The sequence below is a fragment of the Pelagicoccus sp. SDUM812005 genome (assembly GCF_031127875.1).
GTDB lineage: Bacteria > Verrucomicrobiota > Verrucomicrobiia > Opitutales > Opitutaceae > Pelagicoccus.
Map to the genome: position 1 here is coordinate 1 of NZ_JARXIA010000033.1, position 21,392 is coordinate 21,392.

Here is a 21,392-nt window from a genome sequence, read left to right on the forward strand (position 1 = left end):
CCCCAAGGCTTCCCCACCCATTGCACCCCCCCCTTTTGAAAATATGAAATAATCAGATCCAACGCGACTTGACAATTTAACCCATAGCAGGGGTCAGACCGTAATACTTTAACTCGGAGGGGAACTAAAGGGGTAGAGGGGAACTAAAGGGGTCAGACCGTAATACTTTAACTCGGGGAGTGCAAATGGAATCAAACGTCGGAAGTCAAATTCACTCAACATCCATTAGTGGTAGTCGACTATTTCGACGTTCACTGGACCTTCGTCTGTCCAAGAAAAGCAAATACGATATTGCCGATTAACGCGCATCGAATGCTGCCCTTCTCGGTCGCCGCTGAGTGATTCGAGGTGGTTGCCCGGAGGCACGCGTAGATCGTCCAACGACTCCGCGGCGTTTAGCTGAATGAGGCGTCGCAAAGCGACTCGGGCAACGGAAGCGAAGCGCCGCGATTTCTCGTTCTCCCAAAGTTCACGCGTCGCTTTGTCGGAAAAGGAACGGATCATCTCTTGCCGTATTCAGTTGAGGATTCAGCAACCGACTCCATGGGCTTGATATGCGCGGTGAGTTTTTTCTGCTCTCGCATGGCATTGCGAATGTCACACTCGGTCTGGATATTCAGCCAGAAGCGAGGCGACTGCCGGAAATAAGCGCCCAGACGAATCGACATCTGGGCGGTAATCGAGCGTCGCCCATGCACGATCTCATTGATCGCCCGAGGCGAAACGCCAAGCGCCCGCCCCAACGCGTTCTGAGAAATCTCGAGCGGATCGAGGTAGTCGTCCTTCAGAATCTCCCCAGGTGTAATCGGCTCCACGCCATAACGCATAGCGTTATAGGCAACACAGTCAACTGCAAACTTTTCACACGACGAGAGCGCAAAACGGGTCAATCTTTGTTGGGGATCCATAGCAGGGTCAGCTCTTAAATCTTAACAGTCTACACAGCAAAGAATATTGGGATCCGTATTTGGCAGGACAATTCAGTGTCACTCCTTGCCCCTTCCTTGCGGTTAGTGGGGAGTCAAAAACGAGTCACGCGGAGGAGGTCTGGGCTTCAAGGATTGGCGACGGCAAAACATAAACCAATCCGTACTGAAGCTCGAGAAAGGAACGACAACGGGGCCGCTCCCCAAAAGCCCCTAGGGTCTCAGCGACACGGAACCTTGCCGGCCTGCTTGAACTCCGAAACGGTCATCCCGTAGGTCTTCTTGAAGGTTTTCGCCAAGTGGCTGCTGTCGGTGAAGCCGAGCTGGTACGCGACTTCCTTGAGCGACAAGTCCGTATGCAAGACCTTCGTTTCCACCACCCGCAGCTTCGCCTCCATGATGTAGTCCTTCAGGCTAACCCCGGCGTTTTTCTTGAAGTATTCGGAAAAGTATGACGGCGAAATTCCAAAGCGATCCGCCAGAGCCTGGGCCTTGAGCTTGTTCGAGTCGCCGATATTCGTATTGATAAAGCGCAGGACTTCGCCAAAGCGATTGTCGACCGAGTTGGCCTGATCGACGTAGCGCTTCTCGATGCTGCGGGCTAAGAGGTTCAGTATGGATGCGACCGTGCCGGTGATGATCGACTCCGAGTAACCGTCCGCCGTGAGGTACTCCTGGTAGATGGACTTGATACTGTCTATGATGAACTTGCGCTCTCGCTCAGATGCGATGATGTCGCCCGGCACCTTGTTGTAGTTGGCGAGTATATACGCCACGCGATCAAACCAAGCGTTGTAGTCGGTCAGGCCTTCGCTGTTCAAAAAGTAGTGGTCCGTGAAGCGTACGAAGTAGAAGCGCGACGGCTCCTTGATGCGGAACGAATGGCAGTCCAACGGAGGCAGCAAGAAGATGTTCCCCTCGCGATACTCGAACTCGTGGTGATTGATGCATTGGAAACCCGAGCCCTTCTCCACGTAGACGATTTCGAAGAAGTTGTGCTTGTGCGGGCGCTTGCCCCACTCCGTGAGCTCTTCCACGTGGATCTCGAATACTTTGCGTGCGGTTTCAGTGATCATTGTAATTTTGCTGGTTCTTTCTGGCGAACAGGTCGCCCGTTTCGCCTAAAACTCCCATCTCACCCCGAAATAATCCAGCCTAGACTCTAGAAACCCGCCAAATCTACCAGACAAACCAATTTTCATACAACCCATTCAAATTGCGAACCGAGGCTGCCTGCCTCTTCATTTCAACCATCGAGTCACTCACTCAACCTTTCGAAACACTCAGAAACGAATACACCATTATGAAAGCAATGCTCCTACGCTCTTACGGCGAAAACTCAGAATTCGAAGCGACAGACGTCTCAACTCCCGAGGTCAAGCCAGGGCACGTCCTCGTTAAGATCGCTGCCTCCAGCGTGAACACGGTGGACACCATGATCCGCAACATGGGAAAAGACCTCCCCCTCTCCCCCGATACGCCCGCAATCCTCGGCATGGACTTCGCCGGGACCATCGAGGCGATCGGAGAAGGCGTCGACTCTTTCGCAGTTGGCGACGAAGTCTATGGATGCGCCGGCGGACTCGCCGACCTCCCGGGAACGCTGGCCGAGAACATCGTGGCCGACGCTAAACTCATCGCCCGCAAGCCCAAGAACCTGTCGATGCGCGAAGCCGCTGCCATCCCGCTGGTTGGAATCACAGCCTACGAAGGCCTCAAGCGAGCTGCGATCAAGGCGGGCCAAAAGGTTCTCGTACACGGCGGCTCCGGTGGCGTGGGACACCTCGCCATCCAACTGGCAAAGCACTTCGGAGCGGACGTCTACTCTACCGGTGGCGGCGAAAAGCAGAAGGCGCTCATCGAGGGATTCGGCGCCACCTTCATCAACTACAAGACCGAAAGCGTGGAAGACTACGTGGCCAAGCACACCGACGGAGCGGGCTTCGACCTGGTCTTCGATACGGTTGGCGGAGCCAACATGCTCAATTCGTTCAACGCCGCCGCTCTGAACGGACAAATCGCGTCTACCGTCTCCATGTGCGAGATCGACCTTTCCGTCGTCCACTTCAAGGGACTCTCGCTGCATGTAGTCTTTATGCTAATACCGATGTTGCACGACTACCGCAGAGAAGAGCACGCCCACATCCTCAGCGAGCTAGCCAAAATAGCCGAGTCCGGCGAGCTCAAGCCAGTACTGGACGAAACCAACTTCTCGCTCGAGGAGGCTGGCTTGGCCCACGCGCGCCTGGAAAGCGGCCAAGCCATGGGCAAGGTCGTCATCGAAAATAGATAAGCGATCGGAGGCCGCCCACGCTACAAGCGTGGGTGGACTCTCCCTTCACTCAAACCACGAACGAAAATGCCCACCACCGCGCCCACAACAGAGCCGACTCGCGACGATCCCTCAGAACGCCCCGAAGCCTTCCAGAAGCTCAACCGCGCCTACAACTCCGTTTTCAAACCGGATCGCTTGAGCGTCGGCTTGGTCGTTCCCCTCGAAAGCTATGGGCACGGTCCGGTTCCCAGCATGGAAGGCCATCTCCAACGCGTGCAGCTCGCCGAATCGCTGGGCTTCGCCGCGGTGTGGCTACGGGACGTTCCCTTCAACGTTCCTTCGTTTGGCGATGCCGGACAGCTATTCGATCCCTTCGCCTACTTGGGCTACCTGGCGGCGAGCACCCAAGGCATCGGCTTGGGCGTAGCCAGCATCGTGCTCCCGTTGCGCCATCCCGCCCACGTCGCCAAAGCGGCGGCAAGCGTCGACCAGTTGTCCAACGGGCGCCTCCTGCTCGGCGTCGCGTCTGGCGATCAACCCGAAGAGTATGCGGCCTTGAACCTGCCGTTCGAAAACCGCGGCGAACGCTTTCGCCAAAGCTTCGAATACATCCGGCGCCTGAGCGAATTCGCCCCTCAATTCGAAAACGCGTTCGGCGCCCTCGGGGCCGGAATGGACCTGCTCCCGAAACCGACTTCCGGAAAACTACCGCTGCTGATCACGGGAGGAAGCCAGCAATCGCCCGAGTGGCTCGCCAGGCATGGCGACGGCTGGATGACCTACCCTCGCCCGCTAGCGGTACAGGCAAAGTTGATCCAAGATTGGCGCCTGAGGACTCAACAATCCGGAAGGCCCGTTCAACCGGTCATGCAACCGCTCTACATCGACCTCGCCAGCGATCCCGACGCAGCGCCGCAGCCCATCCATCTCGGCCTCAGACTGGGCCTCAACCGCCTCAACGACCACCTGAAATCCTTAGAGGAGATCGGAATCAACCACATCGCCTTGAACCTCCGTTTCAACCAAAGCCCCGTGGAAGCGACACTCGAAAAACTCGCCAACCACACGCTGCCACACTTCAACCACAGGGACTCCAACCCATGAAAAAGACGATTCTCATAACCGGATCCACCGACGGCATCGGCCTGGCGGCCGCCAAAACGCTGTATTCACAGGGTCACCACATCCTCCTCCATGGTCGAAGCCAAACCAAGCTCGAAAGCGCCAAGGAGGAACTGAAAGCGGCCGGAGGCAACGGCGAAGCCCAAGGATTCCTGGCCGATCTTTCCCAGCTCTCCGACGTTGAACGCTTAGCGAATTCCGTACCCGAAACCATCGGAAGGCTCGACGTTCTAATCAACAACGCGGGAGTCCTAAGCGTAGCGGACAGCTCTACGAGCGTCGGCTTGGACATCCGCTTTCTGGTCAATACCATCGCTCCCTTTTTGCTCACCCGAAAACTCCGCCCACTGCTCGGCAACCACGGACGCGTGATAAGCCTCTCGTCCGCCGCCCAATCGCCGGTCAACCTGCAAGCGCTTGAACGGCGTATTCAACTCTCGGATATGGAAGCCTACGCCCAGAGCAAGCTGGCATTAACCATGTGGACGCGTCACCTAGCCCAGACCGCAGGCGACAACGGCCCAGCTTTTATCGCGGTCAACCCCGGCTCCTTGCTCGGAACAAAAATGGTTCAGCAAGGGTTTGGAGTCAGCGGAAAAGACATCGGCATCGGAGCTGATATTTTGGCGAGGGCCGCAGTCTCGGAAGAATTCTCAAACGCCTCCGGGCTCTATTTCGACAACGATGTCGGCAAGTTCTCATCGCCTCACTCCGATGCTCTCGACGCCGAAAAATGCGCGTCGCTTGCGCAACGCATCGAAACCACCCTTTCCAAGCTCAACCATTCTGAGAACTAAATCATGAACATCCTCGTAAAAGCTAAACGAACTTCAAGCATTCTCCTTTTATCGCTTACCGTATTCCTCAGCCAACTACAGGGACAAGAGGTCATAATCACCCAAGCATCCGAAGTCGAATGGACCCATCTCAATCCGAAGCGCGGCGATCTCGCCCCGAAGGCGGGCACGCTCTGGGGCGACCGCAATAGCGACCAGCCAACCGGCTTCCTGCTCAAACCCTCCGACGGCTTCGAATCGCCGCCGCACATCCACAACGTATCCTACCGCGGCGTCGTCATAAGTGGTCTCATACACAACGACGATCCCGAAGCCGCCGAGATGTGGATGCCAGCTGGCTCCTTCTGGACCCAGCCCAAGGGCGAGGTCCACATCACCGCCGCTCAAGGCACGAACTCCCTTGCCTACATTGAAATCGAAGAAGGCCCCTACCTGGTGCATCCCTCCGAACAAGCCTTCGACAGCGGCGAGCGCCCAGTCACCGTCGATCCTTCAAACATCGTCTGGCTCACGCCCTCGGATTTGACCTGGATCTCCCAAAGCAAACAAAGCCGCGCAAACGCAAGCGCCCCCGCGATCGCCTACCTCTGGGGAAGCACGGGGCCGGGCGAACTCAACGGCTCCTTTCTCAAGCTGCCAGCCGGATTCTCAGGCACGCTCAGCGCCAACAGCGCCAACCTGCGAGCCGTCGTCGTCAAAGGCCAGCTCACCCACCAAGTGAACGGGAAAACCAACGCCTCCCAGCTCGCTCCTGGCAGCTACTTCAGCTCCACAGGCCAAACCGAGCACAGCCTCACAAGCAAAACGGAAACCACCCTCTACCTCCGCACCGAAGGAAAGTACCGCGTGAGCGCCGACGAGCGATCCGACTAGAGCATTTTTCGTTTGATCATTCGCATAAGGTAGGGCGGGACCGCCGGACACGCCGCGTTTCCCTCATCACACAGTACGACTAACTAGACGAAAAACGCTCTAGCTTGGCCTCACACCAGTAGAATACGGCGATCCGGGCTTACCCATGCGAGCATAGGCAGGATCGCCATCACCAAAAAACGGATACTTTTTCCAAATTCGAATTCGCGCGGACCGACAGGCTCATTCCTCAGGAGATCGAGAGAACCACGTTTCCTCGCTTGCGTCCACTTTCTGAATACTCGTAGGCCGCCACAATATCATCGATGGGGAAGCAGCGGTCGATGACCGGCTTCAAAACGCCGGAAGACAACAAGTTGGCGAGATACTCGAGATCCGCCTTCTTCTCCCCTGCCATTCCAGCGGACACCCTTCGGCCGCTACCGAACTTCGACCTTCCGATTTTCAAGTAGTCCGGGATGCCCGCTACCGTCAAAAGAAAGGTCCCACCCCGCTTCGTTAGATTCATTCCATTCTCAAATCCAAGCTTCCCGACCGTATCGAACACGACGTCGTAGCGACCTTCGAACCGACTCATATCTTGGGTTTGATAATCGACCACATTCGCGGCGCCCAAGGACCTCACGAGTTCGCTATTTCTACCGCTGCACACGCCCGTCACCGTCGCCCCCATGGATGAGGCCAGCTGCACCGAAGCAGCCCCCACCGCGCCGGACGCTCCGTAGACCAAAACCGACTGCCCCGAGCGAAGCTTCGCCTGGTCCCTTAGAAACGACAAGGCGGTCAAATAGCCAAACGGAAACGCCGCCGCCGATTCGTAGGAAATCCCCTCCGGCTTCCTTACAATCGCGGAACGAGCCGGGACCCGCACAAACTCCGCGTGGCAGCCCATCCGTATCCCGGTGCTGCCCAAAACCGGATCCCCCACTTCAAAGCCCTCCACCTTCGGACCCACTGCTTCAACGACCCCCGAAAAATCCACTCCGAGCACAGGGTTCCTCGGCCGCGCAAACCCGAGCGCCATCCGCATCAAAAGCGAAAATCCGGTAGGGACATTGAGAGACCGGATCCGACAATCCGCCGACGTGACCGAGCTCGCCTTGACCGCAACCAAGAGCTCGTTCCCCTTCGGGGTCGGTCTATCTCTTTCACCGATCCGGACCACCTTGGCAGCCGGACCATACTTTTCGCATACAACCGCTTTCATTCCTTCGACCTTCGAACATCAAAACAGCACCCATGGCGCCAATCTGCGATGCCATTTTTCACCAATCGCTACCAAGCGAGACGGTGAGCAAAACGGGCAGCGCCCCAGAATACCTTCGAAAAGGGTCTCGAGCCTAAACCCGCGCCCTACCCTCACAAAAAAAGGATCCCCCGAAGCGGGGATCCTTTGTATTAGAAAAGTGGTTACGCTAAGAGCTTAAAACGCGTACCGCACGGTCGCGCCGAGCTGGCGGGGATCCGCTGGATCTTCGTAGCGAGTCGGAGTCCAGTCGGGCTGGGCGTTGCCAAAGTAGAAGAGGCGCTTCTGGTAGTTCTCGTCGAAGACGTTCTTGGCCCAGATGGAGAAGCTCCACGCTTCGTATTGGTAGCCGATCGTGGCGTTCACCAGCGAATAGGCGTCGCGTTGCTCGTCGTTGCCTGAGCTGTTGGACTCGTAGTACTCGTCGCGGCCGCTCAGCTGCAGATTGCCAAACACGCCGTTGTTTCCGCTGTAGCTCAAACCGGCATTATAGGTGTAGCTAGGCGAGTTCGAGAGTTCGCGGCCCGTGGCGGCGTGCTCCGTATCGAGCAAACCAATACCGGCGTTCAGAGTCCAGTTTTCGGATACATACCAGCGTGTTTCGGCTTCGAGGCCGATATGCTCGGCGTCGCCCTGATTGGACGTGAAGTAGCGGAAGAAGCCGCCAGCGCCAGCCGAGTCGCGCAGCTGAGCGTCGCGGCGGTCGAGGTAGAAGGCGGTCACCGAGGAAGTCAGCTTCCCGTCGAGCCAGTTGCTGCGCAAGCCGAGCTCGTAGTTCCAAAGGGTCTCGTCGCCGTAGGTCAGCGGATCGCCTTCTTCGAGGAAGGCAGCGATGTTAGCTCCACCCGCCTTGTAGCCGCGGGCAAGGGTGGCGAAGAACAGGTGGTTCTCGGCGAAGTCGCTCTCGAAGGTCAGGTTTCCGCCAAACACCGTGCCGGACTCCTTGCCTGTTCCGCTCGGAAGTGGAGAACCGTAGTAAAGCCCTTCCGAAGCGGCTTCGATGGAGTAGTACTCGCTGCGCAGCCCGAGGATGAGGCGCGAGGTTTCCGACAGGGATTTTTCGACCTGGCCGAACAGGGCGAAGTTTTCGCTCTCGTAGCTGGAGTCGGCCAAGACGGGCCACTCCGGACTGCTCCACATGTCGCGGTACTCGATGTCGCTCGTCTCGTCGAGCAAGCCGACGTAGCCGCCGAGCGTCCAGCGATCGATGGCCCCGGAAGCAAGCGAGTCGTAGCGAAACTCTTGGGAGAAGGCTTCGCGCTCGCGAGCGATCTCCATGTAAGCGTCGTAGGAACGCGGGTCTTCGCTATTGAGCGTGGTCCAGTCGGAGTCGTAGCTGTAGTAGGAATCGCTGGCGCTGAAGCTGGTGATCGTGGTGAAGCTGGCATCCTCCGACTGCTTCCAAGTGCCGCGAAGGCTGCTCGCGAATGACTCCTGCTCGTCGCGGCCGGGCTCGTCGGAGTAGACCTCGAAACCGGTGTTGTCCAGGGACCACTCGTCGTAGCCGTTGTTCGCGTCGGCATAGAAAAGCGTGCCGTCCCAGGTCCAAGCGTCCGAGGCGAGCCAGCGGAGCTTCAACCGGGAGGTGAGCTCGTCGCGTTCGTTGGTGTCGTCGCGATCGAGGGTCTTGTTCAAGCGCCAGCCGTCCTGGGAGAGCTGGTGAACGGAGATGCGGTAGGTCAGCTCCTCGCCTGCCAGAGCTCCGCCGAAGGCGACGCCGCCGGAAAGGAGATTGTCCTCGCCGATGCTGGTTTCGACCAGACCAGACTGGTAGGGAGTCGGGTCCGCGGAAACGAGCTTGATAACGCCCCCCGCCGCATTGAGGCCGAAGGAACCGGCTTGCGGGCCGCGCAGCACTTCCACCTGCTGCATGTCGAAGAGGCTGCCGATGGTGCCGAGGCCCGTGAAGTCGAGGTCGTCGACCACGAAGCGGACCGAAGAGTCCGGAGTCTCGCCCTCGAATTGGGAATTCTCGCCGATACCGCGAATCTGCAGGTAGCGGGGACGCGAAGTGCCGCCCGTCCAGGTCAGGTTCGGGATGGCGTCGATCAGGTTTTCGAAGTGCTGGGAACCGTCGCCGGAAAAGCGAGCAGCATCGAGCACGGTTACGCTAGCGGTCGTGTCCAGCAGTTCGGACTGCCAGAGCGAGCCGGTCACGAAGAGCTCGGGAAGCTCTACTACGGCCATGGGTTCAGCGTCGCGCGTCCAAGCGCTGCTGCCGAGGCTGGCCGCCGCGAGGGCCAGCATGAGTTTGTTTCTACGTTGTGACATTTTGGATCTCAATAGTTTGCGTTTGAGATCCGGCCATGAGCGAAGAAAAGCGAGTCTCCCTCTCCTCAGAGGTCGGCCCTTACCTTTTCCTACGCCGGTATTAACCGGATCAGGTTCAAAGGGACCGCATCTGCGCCGACAGCTATTCACCGCCGGCAAGGAAGCATCTCAGACCCATGCCAGGTCGCCCCTAAGGATGGCTTCCGGAGTAGACGGCGGATTGCCCTTGTCAACAACAAGCCGAAGGCCCGCGCTCACTTCCGCGGTCGACGGCGACCCGTCGGCCCGCTTCTGAGCGCAAATCCCCAAACACGGGCTCGCGCCGCCCCAACGGGGCAAGCTTCTCTCTCGGAGCAGCTTGCCCTCGCCAGCACGGCCGCCTTCCCCGCGGTCGCCCCACAAAAAAGACGCCCGGGAAATCCCGGACGACTTTGAGAAGGAAAATTCGGCTTGGCTACTAAACCTTAAAACTCGAACGAGTACTTCGCAGTGAGCGTCCGGCCTCGACCCGCGAAGTATCGACTGTCGTTTCCAACGGTCTGGGAATAGTAGGTAATGTATTGCTTATCGAATACGTTTTCGAAACCGACGGTCAGCAGCCCCTCGTTCAGCTCGTAGGAGAGCAGGAAGTCGAAGAGAGTGTACCCGCTGAAGCCACGGCTATCGCTGTCAAAATAGTTGGATGCCTGCAGGCGCGAGCGCAGGCCCTCGCTCCAGTCGCGATTCCAGTAAAGGTTCAAGCGAGCAGGTGGAATATTCGCTCCGTCCAAGCGCGTATCCACCGATCCATCGCCATCGGTATCGGACTTTCCGTCCACCCAAGCGAAAACGCCGCCTAGCTCGTCGTACTCTCCGAGAGAGCGTTCGAGTTCCGCTTCCGCGCCCCAGATTTCCGTCTGCTCGCGACGAACCGTGTAGATGCCGTCCTCGTTCGCCTGCAAACGGCTGCCGAGATCCGAGGTCGACCAATAAGCGCTCAGCGACGCCTTCCACCCTTCGGATACCCAGCGGGCACCGAGCTCGTAGTTGTCCGTCACGACCGGTTCGAGATCGAGAAAATCGTCCACGTCCTGGTCCGGTATATTGATGCCTCGCAGCACGCGACCGACGTCTGCCATGCCAAACCCTTGCGTATAGCTGGCGAACACCGTCAAAGGATCGTTCACTCGGTACGTCGTTCCCAGGTTGAAAAGAACCTCCTCGAAATCTGGGCTGCCGCCAGCGACGTCATGGCTTCCGTAGGATTCGAGCGTAGTGAAATCGCCGACTTCGAGCTTCGCGTTCTCGAAGCGTATTCCCGAAGTCACTACAAAATCGCCTACGAGGCGATCGAATTGCAAGTACGGAGCCCAGCTCTTGTAGGTCGTCTCGGGAACCCACTGGCGATTCGTCTGCACCAAGACTTGCTGGGTGGTGTCCTCGAAGAAGTCGATTCCCGTCACCATGCCCAAGTCGCCGAGGTAATCCAAATCGCGAACGAAGGTTACCTTCGCGCCCTTCTTATCGGACTGGTTCTCCGACTGGTCGAAGATCAGCTCGCCTTCGTAACGGAAGGTTCCGAAGGCGCCGCCCCCGTAGGTAGCGGCGAAATCGTTGGCGAACAAGTCGACCGAAAGCTTACCGCCGCCCAAGTCGTTGTGGCGATAGCTCGCCGAAATGGTTTCGACGTCATTCTGCGTCGCCTTGCCTGGAGTTTCCCCTTTGATCGAAGTGGTCGGAACTCCTTCGGAGCTGTCGCCTGCCACCTGAACGTATTCAAGATCTTGTTTCATCTCGAACTTGTTCACCATCACTCGGATCTCCTGGTTCTGATCCAGATTGTAGGTAACCTTTCCATACAAGTCCAAAGAGCTGGAGTTCATGGTATCGCCTTGAGTGTTGTCGATCCCCACGAGATTCCCTTCCGCATCGAAGGACATAGGCCGCCACTCGTAGGTGACTCCTCCGACGAAGCCAAACGCACCCTCGCGATAGCCAACGCCGTAGGCGGAACGATAGCCCACGCCTGCCGACTCACGCTCTTCGCTGGTATTGACGCCGAATTCAGCCCACTGGCGCAATCCGTCCATCGCGGGAGCGCGCTTGGTGACGTAATTGATGATGCCGCCCGTCGCTCCCATTCCTTGAGCCGCGGAAGCGCCGTGCACCAGCTCGACTCGCTCGATCATCGCAGGATCGATCGTGTAGCCATCACGACTTCCGTCGCGCAGGGGATTCGACTGCGGCACGCCATCGATCATGAAAAGCGGGCTGCGACCGCGGAAGGTCTCCCCGGCTCCCGTCATCTTGCCGCGACTCGGAGAGTAGCTCGGCGCCATCTGGGAAAGAGCGGAAATCAAATCGCTCGAAATCGAAAGCTGGTCCTGTAGGGACTGCTCGGATACGATCGAAACGCTTTGCGGAATCGAGCTAATCTGCTTCTCCACCCGAGTCGCAGTCGTCACCGTAAACGCGTCGAGCTCATGGGCAGCGCCGAGATCCTCCTGGGCCGAGAGAGACAGCGCTCCCACGGCAGCGAGTGCGACCGTGCAAGTCGCTTTGATGTTAGTTCGCTTATTCATCATTATTCGTAGTTTCAAATTTTGCAGCTCGAGCTTTTCGCTTCCGGGCTAAGTAGAGGTAGAGCCCCGTCCCGAAGAAAAAGGGCATCGTGAGCGATCCGAAAAACGCCACCGTCTGCCCCGCCACTCCAGCGATCCGTCCCGTATGCAGCGGATACGCCCAGCGCACCAATTGCTCCCCTGCGCTGAACTCCTCCCACGGATGCTCCTCAATCACGTATCCAGATCCTGGATCTAGGAATAGCTTCGATCGCATGGCAAACGAGGCGACTCCCTCCGGACTCCATTCGAAGCGGACCGGCTGCCCGGGCTTCGTCGGCATCATCAGCCGCATCGTGGTCTGGCTTGGCACCTTCTCCAGGCAGCGCTGCCAGATTTCGTCCCAGGCCACGCTCTCCTGCTCGAGATTCGACGCCAAGCTCGGATAGCTGGGAAACCGCGGCGGACCGCCGAGATGCTTCAGAAAGCCAGCATAGGCGTCAAAGCTCCAAACCATTCCCGTCAAGGGCATCAGCAAAAACCAAGGCGTCGCCCACGCTCCCACCATGCGATGCAGAAAGCGCCACCGCACTCGCGGCGCCTTAGCGCGAGACTCGCTCTTCGCGGGTATCCAAACCCGCTTGGCGTCACGCCAACGGCGTACCGCGATAAACAACCCGCTCAAGGTCAACACAAGCAACGACGCGGCGGATGCTCCCACGATCTTCGTGCCGGCCTCGCCTAGCGTGAGGGTTCGATGGATGGACAGAACGCCGTGGAAAAATGCTCGGGCCTGCTCCGCCCGAGGCAAGCGCCGCCCCGTGAGCGCGTCCAACATGAAGTCCTGCCGGGCGCCCGATTCCTCTCGCCAAATAACCCACACCGGCGCCTCGGCGCTCTCCGGCCAGCGAAAGGCCGTCGCCTCGCCTTCCCAACCCCAGGAGCGAATCCTCTCGCTCAAGTCTCGGGGACTCAACGCCGTCGCGGGCTCCCACGCCTCGACTTCCTCGCTCCACCACTGCCGCAGTTGCGGCTCGTAGGCATAGAGCGCTCCCGTGATCGCCACCACGCTCAACAGAACGCCGCCGACCAGCCCGAGATACAGATGGATTTTTATGAGAATGAGTCGCAAGTGCGTTACCGATAGGCCCGGCCGCCCTCAGGTCAAGCCTGTTCTTGAGACTCGTTTTCACTAGAGGATCCCTCTCCGGGCGCGGCAAGAGTCGACAGCCCGCCCGAACTCGGTTTTGAAACCAAAGCTCTAAATGGATCTCTTCATCGAACAAATCCGGCAAACGTCCCTCGTGGAGTGGCTTGGCACCGCCACCGGCCTCGCAGGCGTCTACCTCAGCATCAAGGAAAAGGCCCTGGCCTGGCCCTTCTACATCCTCTGCTACCTCCTCTACGCCTACCTGAGCTTCTCGGCCGGACTGTACGCCGCCATGGCCCTCAACGCCTGCTTCATCCCCATCTCCCTCTACGGCTGGCGGCAATGGACCCGCTCCCAAAGCCTCGCCGCAGGAGCCGACGCCCCCGAGGAGCTGCGCATCAGTCGACTGCGAGGTCCCGCCCTCGCTTGGACAATCGCAATCGGCGTCGCCGGCACGCTCGCCATCGGGACCCTGCTCTCCCGCTACACGGAAGGCTCCGCCCCCTTCCTCGACGCCTTCGCCACCACCCTCTCCTTCCTAGCCCAATGGATGCTCGGCAGGAAGCTCCTGGAAAACTGGCTGGCCTGGATCGTGGCCGACCTCGCCTTCGTCATCCTCTGGGGCAGCCAAGGCTATTGGGTCGCGGTCGCCATGTTCATCGTTTTCACCGCCCTCGCCGTCATGGGCTACGCAAGTTGGAAGAAGGAGCTCGAGCCCCGTGGACGCTAAGCAAGACGCCCCGCGCCGCATCGTCTTCACCGGCGCCGAGTGCACCGGCAAAACCACCCTCATTCGAGCGATCTCCGAAGCCTTGGACGAACCTTACTCCCTGGAATACGTGCGCGAATACGTAGACTCCATCCAACGGCCGCTCGAAGCCCGGGACCTCGACCCCATCGCCCGCGGACAGCTCCAGGGCGAGGACGAGGCCTTCGCTAAGGCCAAGCGCTTCGCCCTGCACGACACCAACCTGCTCTCCTCCATCCTCTACGCGGAACACTACTTCGACACCCATATCCCATGGGTCGACCAACGCTTCCTCGAGCGCGACTACGCCCGCTACTTCTTCTGCCTGCCCGACATCCCATGGGAGGCCGATCCCGGCCAACGCGTCAGCGCCTCAGAACGCGACCACCTGCACTCCCGCTTCCAAGAAATGCTCGCTCGCTACGACATCCGCCCGATCCTCTTGAGCGGCCCTCTCGAGCGACGTATCCAAACCGTACTGACAGACCTGCAGCAGCTCTGACCGAAAGACGCCCCGCGTCTACCTCCGCCGGCTTTCCACAGGGCAAACCGCATACCGCGACGATGCGCTCTGCATACTCCAAGCTCTCGATGTCGGGAATCGACCTGCGAGATCCGCCGAAAGCTCCGCTCTTCACGCAAGCGGTACGCTTTGAGCTAAGCGAAACTATGAACGAGCTACCAGCAGTCTACTTACCGGAAACGGAATCCAACGAAAACGCCGTGACGAAATTCCTGGAGAACCACGGCATCGCCTATCGCGATCGATCCGGAGCCACCGCCGAAGAAATCGCCCAGGAAACCGGGATCCCCGAGAGCGAGGCAAGCGGGCAAAGCCCCATCGTCAAATGGACCGACGGCACCGTCCTGAAAAGCTGCGACACCGACCGGCTGATACGCTTTCTCCGCGAACAAGGCTACGAGTTCGAAGATAGCTAAGCGCGAAACGCCAAGCGTAAACGCAACCGTTAGCCGCCCACGCTTCGCCGCGCCGCGAGAGCGCTCTTGCAACTGTCCAAGCTGCGGACCACATCCGCCCTGTCCTTGCTCGAATCCTTATCGCAGGTATCGTGCCCTTCCGCCAGCTGCTCCCATTGCCGCTGCAAGGCCGCCAAACGTACGTCGCCCTCCGGCAACGAACGCGCGATCGATTCCAGCGACTCGATCAGCCGAATCACGATTTCCGGATAGCTCCTGCCCGATTGCCTCAATTGATCGAAGACGCCGTTCACCAAGCCATCGTAATCGGTCTGCGGACAATAGACCCGCTCCGCGTCTTCCGTATCCAAATAATAACACGGCGGCAGATCTCGCTCGCTCAGCTGACGCATCGCGGCAGCGAGGTAATCGATGCAAACTAGGGCCGTATTGGGATCGTTAATACCGGGAGAAATCGCCCGCAGGGCAACTTCAACCAACTGGTCCACCAGAAACTCCAAATCCTGCTCCGGCGTCCGCTTCTCGCCGACGAATACCCATTCCCTCACCATCTTGGCGGCGGCCTTGGGTTCCGACTCACCGAACACCGCAGCAAGAGGCTCCCCCTTGGCGACGAACTTGCCCGCCCGCTTGAAAAAGCGCACCCGCAGGTTCCGCTGCGAAGCCCCCTCCAAAGCGCCCTCGCAATCAATGGCCGTGACGTAGCCAGAACGCTCCGCCTTCACTTCCACGCTCCTCCCGTTCCATTCCGGCGTGTCGACCTTTGGCCGCTTGTTCTCACGTTTCCCCAGCTTCTCGATGCGGCATTCCAGTTCCCGGTAGACCACCGACACCAAGCTATCCGCCTGGATCGACGTTGCCACGTGATGGATGTAGTAAACGATCATGCAGACGCAAAAGCAGGCCAGGGCGATCATCAAGCTCACTGACGGGTGAGCCTCGCTCGCCACCCAATGCTCGTCGATTCCCGGCATAATCAAAATGCCGTAGACGAAGGACCCCACCAACGCACCCAGGGTGAACTGCGAAGCCCTGCTCTGCAGAAAATTCCTCAGGAGCCGGGGCCCGAACTGCGACGAAGCCAAGGTCAAGGAAACGATCGTGATCGAGAACGTTACGCCGGCCACCGTGATCAAGGATCCCACGATCGCGCTCACGATCGCCAGCGAAGCTTCCCGCCCGCTGCGCAGCACGAAAGGGAAGTCCTTCCAATCCGAATCGATCGTCCCTTCCCACTGCAACATGGCGTACGCCATAAAGACAGCCAGCGAGATAGACAGGGCCGGCATCAGCCAGAGGCTTTGGCTAACGCTTTCGAATAGGTTTCGCAAATAGGTTTTCATAGTTCCGTCCTTAAGATTGGGGCAGCATTCACGCCCCGACAGTCACCCTCGAATCCGGTGAAACAGCAACCGTTTTCGCCTTCCCCACCTGCCCTAATCCCGATCGCAAACTTACTCCTTTTTGACGAGGAGAGGACGACTATTCGGTTGCGTTGGCTTGAGGGGAACAGAGAGTTTTTCCGATGCCTGCTTCGTCGCCTTCCGATTTTTCGCTCCTCCCTTTCTTCGAGTCTTCGCACGATCTGTTCTGCATCGCTGGCTTCGACGGCTACTTCAAGCAAGTCAACCCCGCCGTCATCGACTTGCTCGGCTACAGCTGGGAAGAGCTGCAAGCCGTCCCCATCAACCAATTCGTCCATCCCGACGATCGAGACATTACCCAAAAACACCGCGGCAACCTCTGGGAAGGCAAGCCCTTGCTGCGTTTCGAAAACCGCTACCTGAGCAAAGACGGCAAGGTGATCTGGCTCTCCTGGACCTCCATCCCAAAGACGGAAGAAGGCCTCGTCTACGCTATCGCCAAAGACATCACCCACGTCAAAGAGCAGGAAAAGCAGCGCAACCAACTCCTAGCCGACCTCACCGCCGCCAACGACTGCCTCAAAAAACTCAACTACGCCACCTCCCACGACATCCGCTCCCCGATCGGAAATCTACTCTCCGTGCTGAGCATGTGGAACACCTCCGCGATCACCGACCCAGAAACCCTCAGCTTCGTCGAGCTGCTCAATACCACTAGCCAACGCCTCAAGGAAAGCATGGATCGGCACCTCGAAGGCCTGCAAGCAAACGACCCCCTCTACGTCGACCTCACCGAAATCAACCTGCGCAAGGCAATCGACACCGTTCTCGATTCGGTAAGCCGACTCCTCCTGGACTCAAACGCCACCGTCAGCATCGACCTCAAGGACTTCTCGTATGTACGCTTCAACTACAACTATCTCGAAAGCGTCCTGCTCAACTTGCTAACGAACTCGCTCAAATACGCCCACCCTGACCGGGCTCCAGAGATACGCATCGCATCCCATCGCTCGGGAAACAAGAAAATCATAACCTTCTCGGACAACGGCCTGGGCTTCGACAGCGAAAAGCACAAAGACCAGGTCTTTGGCCTGCGCCAGACCTTCCACCAGCACAGCGACAGCAGAGGCATCGGCCTCTACCTCGTGCACAACCACATCTCGAGCCTAGGAGGAACGATCACCGTGCAAAGCGAGGTCAACGTCGGCACCACCTTCCGCATCGAGCTGCACGCCTGAGCTCCAGAGCTACGAGCTCCGCTCCAAGCGAACCCGCCGCCATCGAGCTACGCCGAAAAAGGGTCGATCCCCTTCCTCACCTGGAAACTGTGGGCGATGCTTTTAGCCGCGTTCAAGGCCTGCTCGGAAACCGGTCCCCGAAACAACTCCGCCACCGTCGCCTCAAAAAGCTGCAGCCACCTCACGAAATGCTCCCGTCCCACGTCCAGCGAAGCGTGCTTAGCGAACGGGTTTCCGCGATAGTCCCCCCTCCGGAAAATCAGATTCGTCCAAAACGCGTACATCGTCGGCAAATGCTCGTCCCAGTCATGCACCACCGCATCGAAAACCGGGCCGATCAAAGCATCCTGCCGAACCTTCCCATAAAAGGTGTCGACCATAAGTTTGATCGACGCCTCGTCCACGATATCGTCCTTAACGTTTTGATACACGGCTTCCCTCGTTCCTAAAAATTCACTACAGCGACGTTCGCTGATAGCTCCTGTATTGCGGTTCCCAATACACCTTATCGATGGCCTTCTCCAGCGCCAGTTCCGTCATCTCGCGAGCAACGCCATCCACCATGGCCTGCCGCGCCACCCTACGAGCGATCAGGCGACTCAAGTTGCGGATCTCGTCCAAGGCCGGCAAGAGCGGGGCCCCGACGCTCGAGCGATCCGGCGAGCTTTCCGCCAACGTGCGGCTGGCAGCGATCAGCATCCCTTCCGTAACTCGCCGGGCCCGGCTCGCCAAGACGCCCAAGCCCACGCCCGGAAAGATATAGCTGTTGTTGCACTGCGATACATGGTGAACCTTCCCCTTGTAGTTGACCGGAGCAAACGGGCTTCCCGTGGCCAAGATCGCCTTCCCATCCGTCCACTCAATCACATCCTGCGGCGTCGCTTCCGCCAAGCTAGTCGGGTTCGACAGCGGCAAAATGATCGGCTGAGCGACCTGGCTCGCCATGAGACGAATCTGCTCCTCCTTGAAAAGCCCGAACTGTCCGGACACGCCCACCAGCACGGTCGGTTTCGCGTTTCCGATAACGTTTACCAAAGGCACCAAGCCCTTCTCGTCGCGCCAGGAATCCACCGAGGCCGCGTCGCAGGCCAGCTCCCGCTGGAAATCGCGCAGCCCCCCCATGTCGGAGGTCAGCAAGCCATCCTTGTCGACCATGAAGATACGAGACTTCGCATCCGCTTCCGACAAGCCTTCAGCCTGCAAATGCGCCACCAAATGCTCGGCGATGCCGCAGCCAGCCGAGCCAGCCCCAACGAAACAAATACGCTGCTCCGCGAGGGACTCTCTCTTGCGCGCGACCGCCGCCAACAACGTTCCCGCCGTCACGGCAGCCGTCCCTTGAATGTCGTCGTTGAAGCAACACAGCTCGTCCCGATAGCGCTTGAGCAGCGGCATCGCGTTAGGCTGGGCGAAGTCCTCGAACTGTAGCAGCACGTCCGGCCACAGGTCCGTCACCGCCTTGATGAACTTGTCTACGAACTCGAAATAAGCTTCGCCCCGGATACGCGGAGAGCGCTTGCCCATGTACATCGGATCGTTGACCAGAGCCTCGTTGTCGCAACCCACGTCCAGCGTGATCGGCAATGTATTCGCTGGGCTGATACCGCCGCAGGCCGAATAAAGTGCCAGCTTGCCAATCGGAATTCCCATTCCCCCGATCCCCTGGTCTCCCAGACCCAAGATGCGCTCGCCATCCGTCACCACGATTACGCTCACCCGCTTGCGCGTCGCGTTGCGCAGGATGCGGTCGATCTTGTCGCGGTCCTCGTAGCTGATGAACAAGCCCCGCTTGCGGCGATAGATCTGCGAAAACTTTTGGCAGGCCTCACCCACGGTCGGAGTGTAGATCAGCGGCAGCATCTCCTCCAGATAGCGCGTCAGCAGCGAGTAGTAGAGGGTCTCGTTGGTGTCCTGGATGCTGCGCAAGTAGATGTGCTTCTCCATGCGAGACGTCAACTCGCTGAACTGCAGGTAAGCGCGGTCCCGCTGCTCCTCGATCGTCTCGATGCAATGCGGCAGCAATCCCTCAAGGTTAAACTCCCGACGCTCCCGCGCGGTGAAGGCGCTCCCCTTGTTAAGCAGCGGAGTCTCCAACAAGATGGGTCCCGCATAAGGAATGTAAAGTGGCCGCTTCGACTCTGCTTCAGGCATGCTCTCGTTAGAAGCAACGCTTATGCCCATAGCAAGGCGATAGTGTTGCCTCCTTTCCTGAAGCGATAACTTAAAGCCTATCGACCTCCAATAGTTCAAACCTCTCAATAAGCGTTCAAACTTAGCCTAGTGGCAAATCCTTGACGCAACCAGAGTCCTCGATTCAGCTACAAAGCCATGCTTGAGCCAATCAAAGCTCTAATATTCAAGTTCAGCAAAAGAGAGGAACAAAGCCTCCCCCCACAGGAGAGCCTCCTCCAACAAGAAGGTTGGATTGGTGTAGATTTGGACGGCACCCTAGCCGAGTACGCAAGCTGGCAAGGCATTACCCAGATTGGACGTCCAGTCCCGCTGATGCTCAAACGGGTGCGTGTTTGGATCGCCGCCGGCTATCAAATAAAAATAATGACAGCTCGAGCTGGATTGCCAGAAGGAGTCGACTCGGTTAAAAGTTGGTTAGCGAAGCACGGACTCCCCGAACTTGAGGTCACAAACCAAAAAGATTTCGATATGATCGAACTGTGGGACGACCGGGCAATCCAAGTTGTACCCAATTCCGGTATACCAGTGCTCAGGATGAGCCAGAACTCCCGACCCAAAGCTCCGCTGCTGCCTGAGGAGAAGAACGAGGAGACTTGCGAGGTTCCTCCGAGATGATGAGCGAGTTTTACTCCTCCTCTAATCACCGTATCACGGCTGGGTAGTCGAACTTCAGACTACCCCATTGTACATGGCGAACACAGAAATCGCTATATCGCAAAGAAAGCCATAAAATGAGCAATACGATCACTCTCGATTGTACATTTTCGCTCAACCGCTCTCCTTACTCAAGCTAATTTTTACAAATTGGGCACGCTTTCAAGGCAACCGATAGGCGTTTTGCAACCGAAATGCCAATTGGGCACCAAACCTATGCTGGTATCTACGCAAGCGCTAAGAATACGCTCTCAATATCATTGCTACTTCGCACATCAAAACCACGCTTTAATTCGATACATCATCGTTCGTTTTTCATAACCACAGAGTTGGAATGAGATGTGCTCGATGAATGTTTGAACTGGAATTAGAACAACCAATCTAACTAATCCATGAAACTGCTGAGAAAGCTAATAATCGCGACGGTCTCATTGACTATCGCTGGAGTCGCCTATGCGGTTCCCTCGACGGCGTTCACTATCGATTTCGACTTCGAGACCGATGGTGTATCAAGTGCATCAACAACCTCTGGAACTGGCGATTTCGCATCGATCGGAGCATTTTCGGGAGGTTCGGTATCTGGCGGCAGCTTGACAAGCGGCGGCCTAACGAACTTCGCGTTTAACTTCGACATTGCTCCTGGCTTTGTAGCAACGATCACAAAGATCATTGCAACTACAACTTACCAGGGACCGATGCTCGCACTCCACCTAACAACCGTAAACTCGACTCCCGCTCTATTTGGTGCGACATCTCCTGTCGGAACTGGTGAATTCACCACGTCCCCAGGATACTCGTACGAAATTGGCGACGGAGGATCTGCTGCATTCAATGTATACGCATTGAGCCTCGGCTCTTTCTCCCTCGAGAACTTCACGGTCGAAGGTACGATTGCGGCAGTTCCAGAAACATCAACAATGCTCCTCGGAGGACTAGGGTCTATCTTGGTCTTCGCCCTAGGATACAAGCGACGCAAAGATGCTGCCGTAGCGGCCTAGCTTCTAAACGTTAGGAACTTATTGGAACCCCGCAAGTGACCTTGCGGGGTTCCTCTGC

20 protein-coding genes and 1 riboswitch are annotated in these 21,392 nt (G+C 58.0%); of the genes, 10 read left to right on the top strand and 10 right to left on the bottom strand.

All coding sequences use genetic code 11. The features are described from left to right. Positions 1-225: 225 nt before the first annotated feature. The 3 genes from QEH57_RS23585 to QEH57_RS23595 all read right to left on the bottom strand — a co-directional run bounded on the left by QEH57_RS23585 (position 226) and on the right by QEH57_RS23595 (position 2,002). Positions 226-504 (bottom strand): type II toxin-antitoxin system RelE/ParE family toxin, encoded by a 279-nt coding sequence (locus QEH57_RS23585; protein WP_309009266.1) that lies wholly within the window; start codon positions 502-504, stop codon positions 226-228. After that, entirely contained in the window at positions 501-908 is a 408-nt protein-coding gene (locus QEH57_RS23590) for a HigA family addiction module antitoxin (protein ID WP_309009267.1), read from the bottom strand. The genes QEH57_RS23585 and QEH57_RS23590 overlap by 4 nt, the downstream gene beginning before the upstream one ends. A 239-nt stretch (positions 909-1,147) precedes the next feature. Further along, a complete protein-coding gene (locus tag QEH57_RS23595; protein ID WP_309009268.1) occupies positions 1,148-2,002 on the bottom strand; it encodes a helix-turn-helix domain-containing protein in 855 nt (284 codons plus the stop codon). 227 nt (positions 2,003-2,229) lie between these two features. Here QEH57_RS23595 and QEH57_RS23600 point away from each other — a divergent pair, with 227 nt between their 5' ends. The 4 genes from QEH57_RS23600 to QEH57_RS23615 all read left to right on the top strand — a co-directional run bounded on the left by QEH57_RS23600 (position 2,230) and on the right by QEH57_RS23615 (position 5,993). Beyond that, on the top strand, positions 2,230-3,219 hold the full coding sequence (locus tag QEH57_RS23600) for a zinc-dependent alcohol dehydrogenase family protein (RefSeq protein WP_309009269.1): 990 nt from the start codon (positions 2,230-2,232) through the stop codon (positions 3,217-3,219). Between the two features lie 66 nt (positions 3,220-3,285). Beyond that, positions 3,286-4,305, top strand: a complete 1,020-nt coding sequence (locus tag QEH57_RS23605; RefSeq protein ID WP_309009270.1) for an LLM class oxidoreductase — start codon at positions 3,286-3,288, stop codon at positions 4,303-4,305. Next, a complete protein-coding gene (locus QEH57_RS23610) occupies positions 4,302-5,120 on the top strand; it encodes an SDR family NAD(P)-dependent oxidoreductase (RefSeq protein WP_309009271.1) in 819 nt (272 codons plus the stop codon). The genes QEH57_RS23605 and QEH57_RS23610 overlap by 4 nt, the downstream gene beginning before the upstream one ends. 3 nt (positions 5,121-5,123) lie before the next feature. Continuing rightward, positions 5,124-5,993: a DUF4437 domain-containing protein gene (locus tag QEH57_RS23615; RefSeq protein ID WP_309009272.1), complete on the top strand. Its 870-nt coding sequence runs from the start codon at positions 5,124-5,126 to the stop codon at positions 5,991-5,993. A gap of 229 nt (positions 5,994-6,222) precedes the next feature. On the opposite strand, the gene QEH57_RS23620 is transcribed toward QEH57_RS23615, so the two are convergent. From QEH57_RS23620 to QEH57_RS23635, 4 genes are all read right to left on the bottom strand, one after another. Beyond that, on the bottom strand, positions 6,223-7,200 hold the full coding sequence (locus QEH57_RS23620) for an NAD(P)-dependent alcohol dehydrogenase (protein WP_309009273.1): 978 nt from the start codon (positions 7,198-7,200) through the stop codon (positions 6,223-6,225). A 216-nt stretch (positions 7,201-7,416) separates the two neighbouring features. Next, complete coding sequence (locus QEH57_RS23625; protein ID WP_309009274.1) at positions 7,417-9,510, bottom strand: TonB-dependent receptor; 2,094 nt, start codon at positions 9,508-9,510, stop codon at positions 7,417-7,419. A gap of 69 nt (positions 9,511-9,579) precedes the next feature. After that, positions 9,580-9,712, bottom strand: a riboswitch (TPP riboswitch). Between the two features lie 262 nt (positions 9,713-9,974). Continuing rightward, positions 9,975-12,071 (bottom strand): TonB-dependent receptor, encoded by a 2,097-nt coding sequence (locus QEH57_RS23630; RefSeq protein WP_309009275.1) that lies wholly within the window; start codon positions 12,069-12,071, stop codon positions 9,975-9,977. Continuing rightward, a complete protein-coding gene (locus QEH57_RS23635) occupies positions 12,064-13,182 on the bottom strand; it encodes a PepSY-associated TM helix domain-containing protein (protein WP_309009276.1) in 1,119 nt (372 codons plus the stop codon). The genes QEH57_RS23630 and QEH57_RS23635 overlap by 8 nt, the downstream gene beginning before the upstream one ends. A gap of 133 nt (positions 13,183-13,315) precedes the next feature. Between QEH57_RS23635 and pnuC the strand changes: the two genes are divergently transcribed. The 3 genes from pnuC to QEH57_RS23650 all read left to right on the top strand — a co-directional run bounded on the left by pnuC (position 13,316) and on the right by QEH57_RS23650 (position 14,887). Beyond that, positions 13,316-13,930, top strand: a complete 615-nt coding sequence (pnuC, locus tag QEH57_RS23640) for a nicotinamide riboside transporter PnuC (protein WP_309009277.1) — start codon at positions 13,316-13,318, stop codon at positions 13,928-13,930. Beyond that, on the top strand, positions 13,920-14,450 hold the full coding sequence (locus QEH57_RS23645) for an ATP-binding protein (RefSeq protein WP_309009278.1): 531 nt from the start codon (positions 13,920-13,922) through the stop codon (positions 14,448-14,450). The genes pnuC and QEH57_RS23645 overlap by 11 nt, the downstream gene beginning before the upstream one ends. A gap of 62 nt (positions 14,451-14,512) precedes the next feature. Continuing rightward, positions 14,513-14,887, top strand: a complete 375-nt coding sequence (locus QEH57_RS23650; protein ID WP_309009279.1) for a hypothetical protein — start codon at positions 14,513-14,515, stop codon at positions 14,885-14,887. Positions 14,888-14,916: 29 nt separating this feature from the next. On the opposite strand, the gene QEH57_RS23655 is transcribed toward QEH57_RS23650, so the two are convergent. Further along, positions 14,917-16,230, bottom strand: a complete 1,314-nt coding sequence (locus QEH57_RS23655) for a DUF2254 domain-containing protein (RefSeq protein ID WP_309009280.1) — start codon at positions 16,228-16,230, stop codon at positions 14,917-14,919. 182 nt (positions 16,231-16,412) lie between these two features. On the opposite strand from QEH57_RS23655, the gene QEH57_RS23660 reads away from it, so the two are divergent. After that, positions 16,413-17,489 carry a PAS domain-containing sensor histidine kinase gene (locus QEH57_RS23660; protein ID WP_309009281.1) on the top strand — a complete coding sequence of 359 codons (1,077 nt, stop codon included), beginning with the start codon at positions 16,413-16,415 and terminating at the stop codon, positions 17,487-17,489. A gap of 47 nt (positions 17,490-17,536) precedes the next feature. Here QEH57_RS23660 and QEH57_RS23665 read toward each other — a convergent pair whose 3' ends face one another. Then, the gene (locus tag QEH57_RS23665) at positions 17,537-17,920 is read right to left on the bottom strand and encodes a group III truncated hemoglobin (RefSeq protein WP_309009282.1); all 384 of its coding nucleotides are present in this window, start codon (positions 17,918-17,920) and stop codon (positions 17,537-17,539) included. Between the two features lie 25 nt (positions 17,921-17,945). Continuing rightward, complete coding sequence (locus tag QEH57_RS23670) at positions 17,946-19,640, bottom strand: NAD-dependent malic enzyme (protein ID WP_309009283.1); 1,695 nt, start codon at positions 19,638-19,640, stop codon at positions 17,946-17,948. Between the two features lie 177 nt (positions 19,641-19,817). Here QEH57_RS23670 and QEH57_RS23675 point away from each other — a divergent pair, with 177 nt between their 5' ends. Both QEH57_RS23675 and QEH57_RS23680 read left to right on the top strand, forming a co-directional pair. Further along, positions 19,818-20,297, top strand: coding sequence for a hypothetical protein (locus QEH57_RS23675; RefSeq protein WP_309009284.1), 480 nt, complete (start codon positions 19,818-19,820; stop codon positions 20,295-20,297). Between the two features lie 431 nt (positions 20,298-20,728). Then, entirely contained in the window at positions 20,729-21,334 is a 606-nt protein-coding gene (locus QEH57_RS23680) for a hypothetical protein (RefSeq protein WP_309009285.1), read from the top strand. The last annotated feature ends 58 nt before the right edge of the window (positions 21,335-21,392 follow it).

Excerpts from the sequence above, each read along its gene's own strand:
- QEH57_RS23625 (WP_309009274.1), bottom strand. The coding sequence starts at position 9,510 with ATGTCACAACGTAGAAACAAACTCATGCTGGCCCTCGCGGCGGCCAGC.
- QEH57_RS23630 (WP_309009275.1), bottom strand. The coding sequence starts at position 12,071 with ATGAATAAGCGAACTAACATCAAAGCGACTTGCACGGTCGCACTCGCT.
- pnuC (WP_309009277.1), top strand. The coding sequence starts at position 13,316 with ATGGATCTCTTCATCGAACAAATCCGGCAAACGTCCCTCGTGGAGTGG.
- QEH57_RS23595 (WP_309009268.1), bottom strand. The coding sequence starts at position 2,002 with ATGATCACTGAAACCGCACGCAAAGTATTCGAGATCCACGTGGAAGAG.
- QEH57_RS23670 (WP_309009283.1), bottom strand. The coding sequence starts at position 19,640 with ATGCCTGAAGCAGAGTCGAAGCGGCCACTTTACATTCCTTATGCGGGA.
- QEH57_RS23590 (WP_309009267.1), bottom strand. The coding sequence starts at position 908 with ATGGATCCCCAACAAAGATTGACCCGTTTTGCGCTCTCGTCGTGTGAA.
- QEH57_RS23660 (WP_309009281.1), top strand. The coding sequence starts at position 16,413 with ATGCCTGCTTCGTCGCCTTCCGATTTTTCGCTCCTCCCTTTCTTCGAG.
- QEH57_RS23675 (WP_309009284.1), top strand. The coding sequence starts at position 19,818 with ATGCTTGAGCCAATCAAAGCTCTAATATTCAAGTTCAGCAAAAGAGAG.
- QEH57_RS23605 (WP_309009270.1), top strand. The coding sequence starts at position 3,286 with ATGCCCACCACCGCGCCCACAACAGAGCCGACTCGCGACGATCCCTCA.
- QEH57_RS23620 (WP_309009273.1), bottom strand. The coding sequence starts at position 7,200 with ATGAAAGCGGTTGTATGCGAAAAGTATGGTCCGGCTGCCAAGGTGGTC.
- QEH57_RS23655 (WP_309009280.1), bottom strand. The coding sequence starts at position 16,230 with ATGAAAACCTATTTGCGAAACCTATTCGAAAGCGTTAGCCAAAGCCTC.
- QEH57_RS23585 (WP_309009266.1), bottom strand. The coding sequence starts at position 504 with ATGATCCGTTCCTTTTCCGACAAAGCGACGCGTGAACTTTGGGAGAAC.
- QEH57_RS23650 (WP_309009279.1), top strand. The coding sequence starts at position 14,513 with ATGCGCTCTGCATACTCCAAGCTCTCGATGTCGGGAATCGACCTGCGA.
- QEH57_RS23615 (WP_309009272.1), top strand. The coding sequence starts at position 5,124 with ATGAACATCCTCGTAAAAGCTAAACGAACTTCAAGCATTCTCCTTTTA.
- QEH57_RS23610 (WP_309009271.1), top strand. The coding sequence starts at position 4,302 with ATGAAAAAGACGATTCTCATAACCGGATCCACCGACGGCATCGGCCTG.
- QEH57_RS23600 (WP_309009269.1), top strand. The coding sequence starts at position 2,230 with ATGAAAGCAATGCTCCTACGCTCTTACGGCGAAAACTCAGAATTCGAA.
- QEH57_RS23680 (WP_309009285.1), top strand. The coding sequence starts at position 20,729 with ATGAAACTGCTGAGAAAGCTAATAATCGCGACGGTCTCATTGACTATC.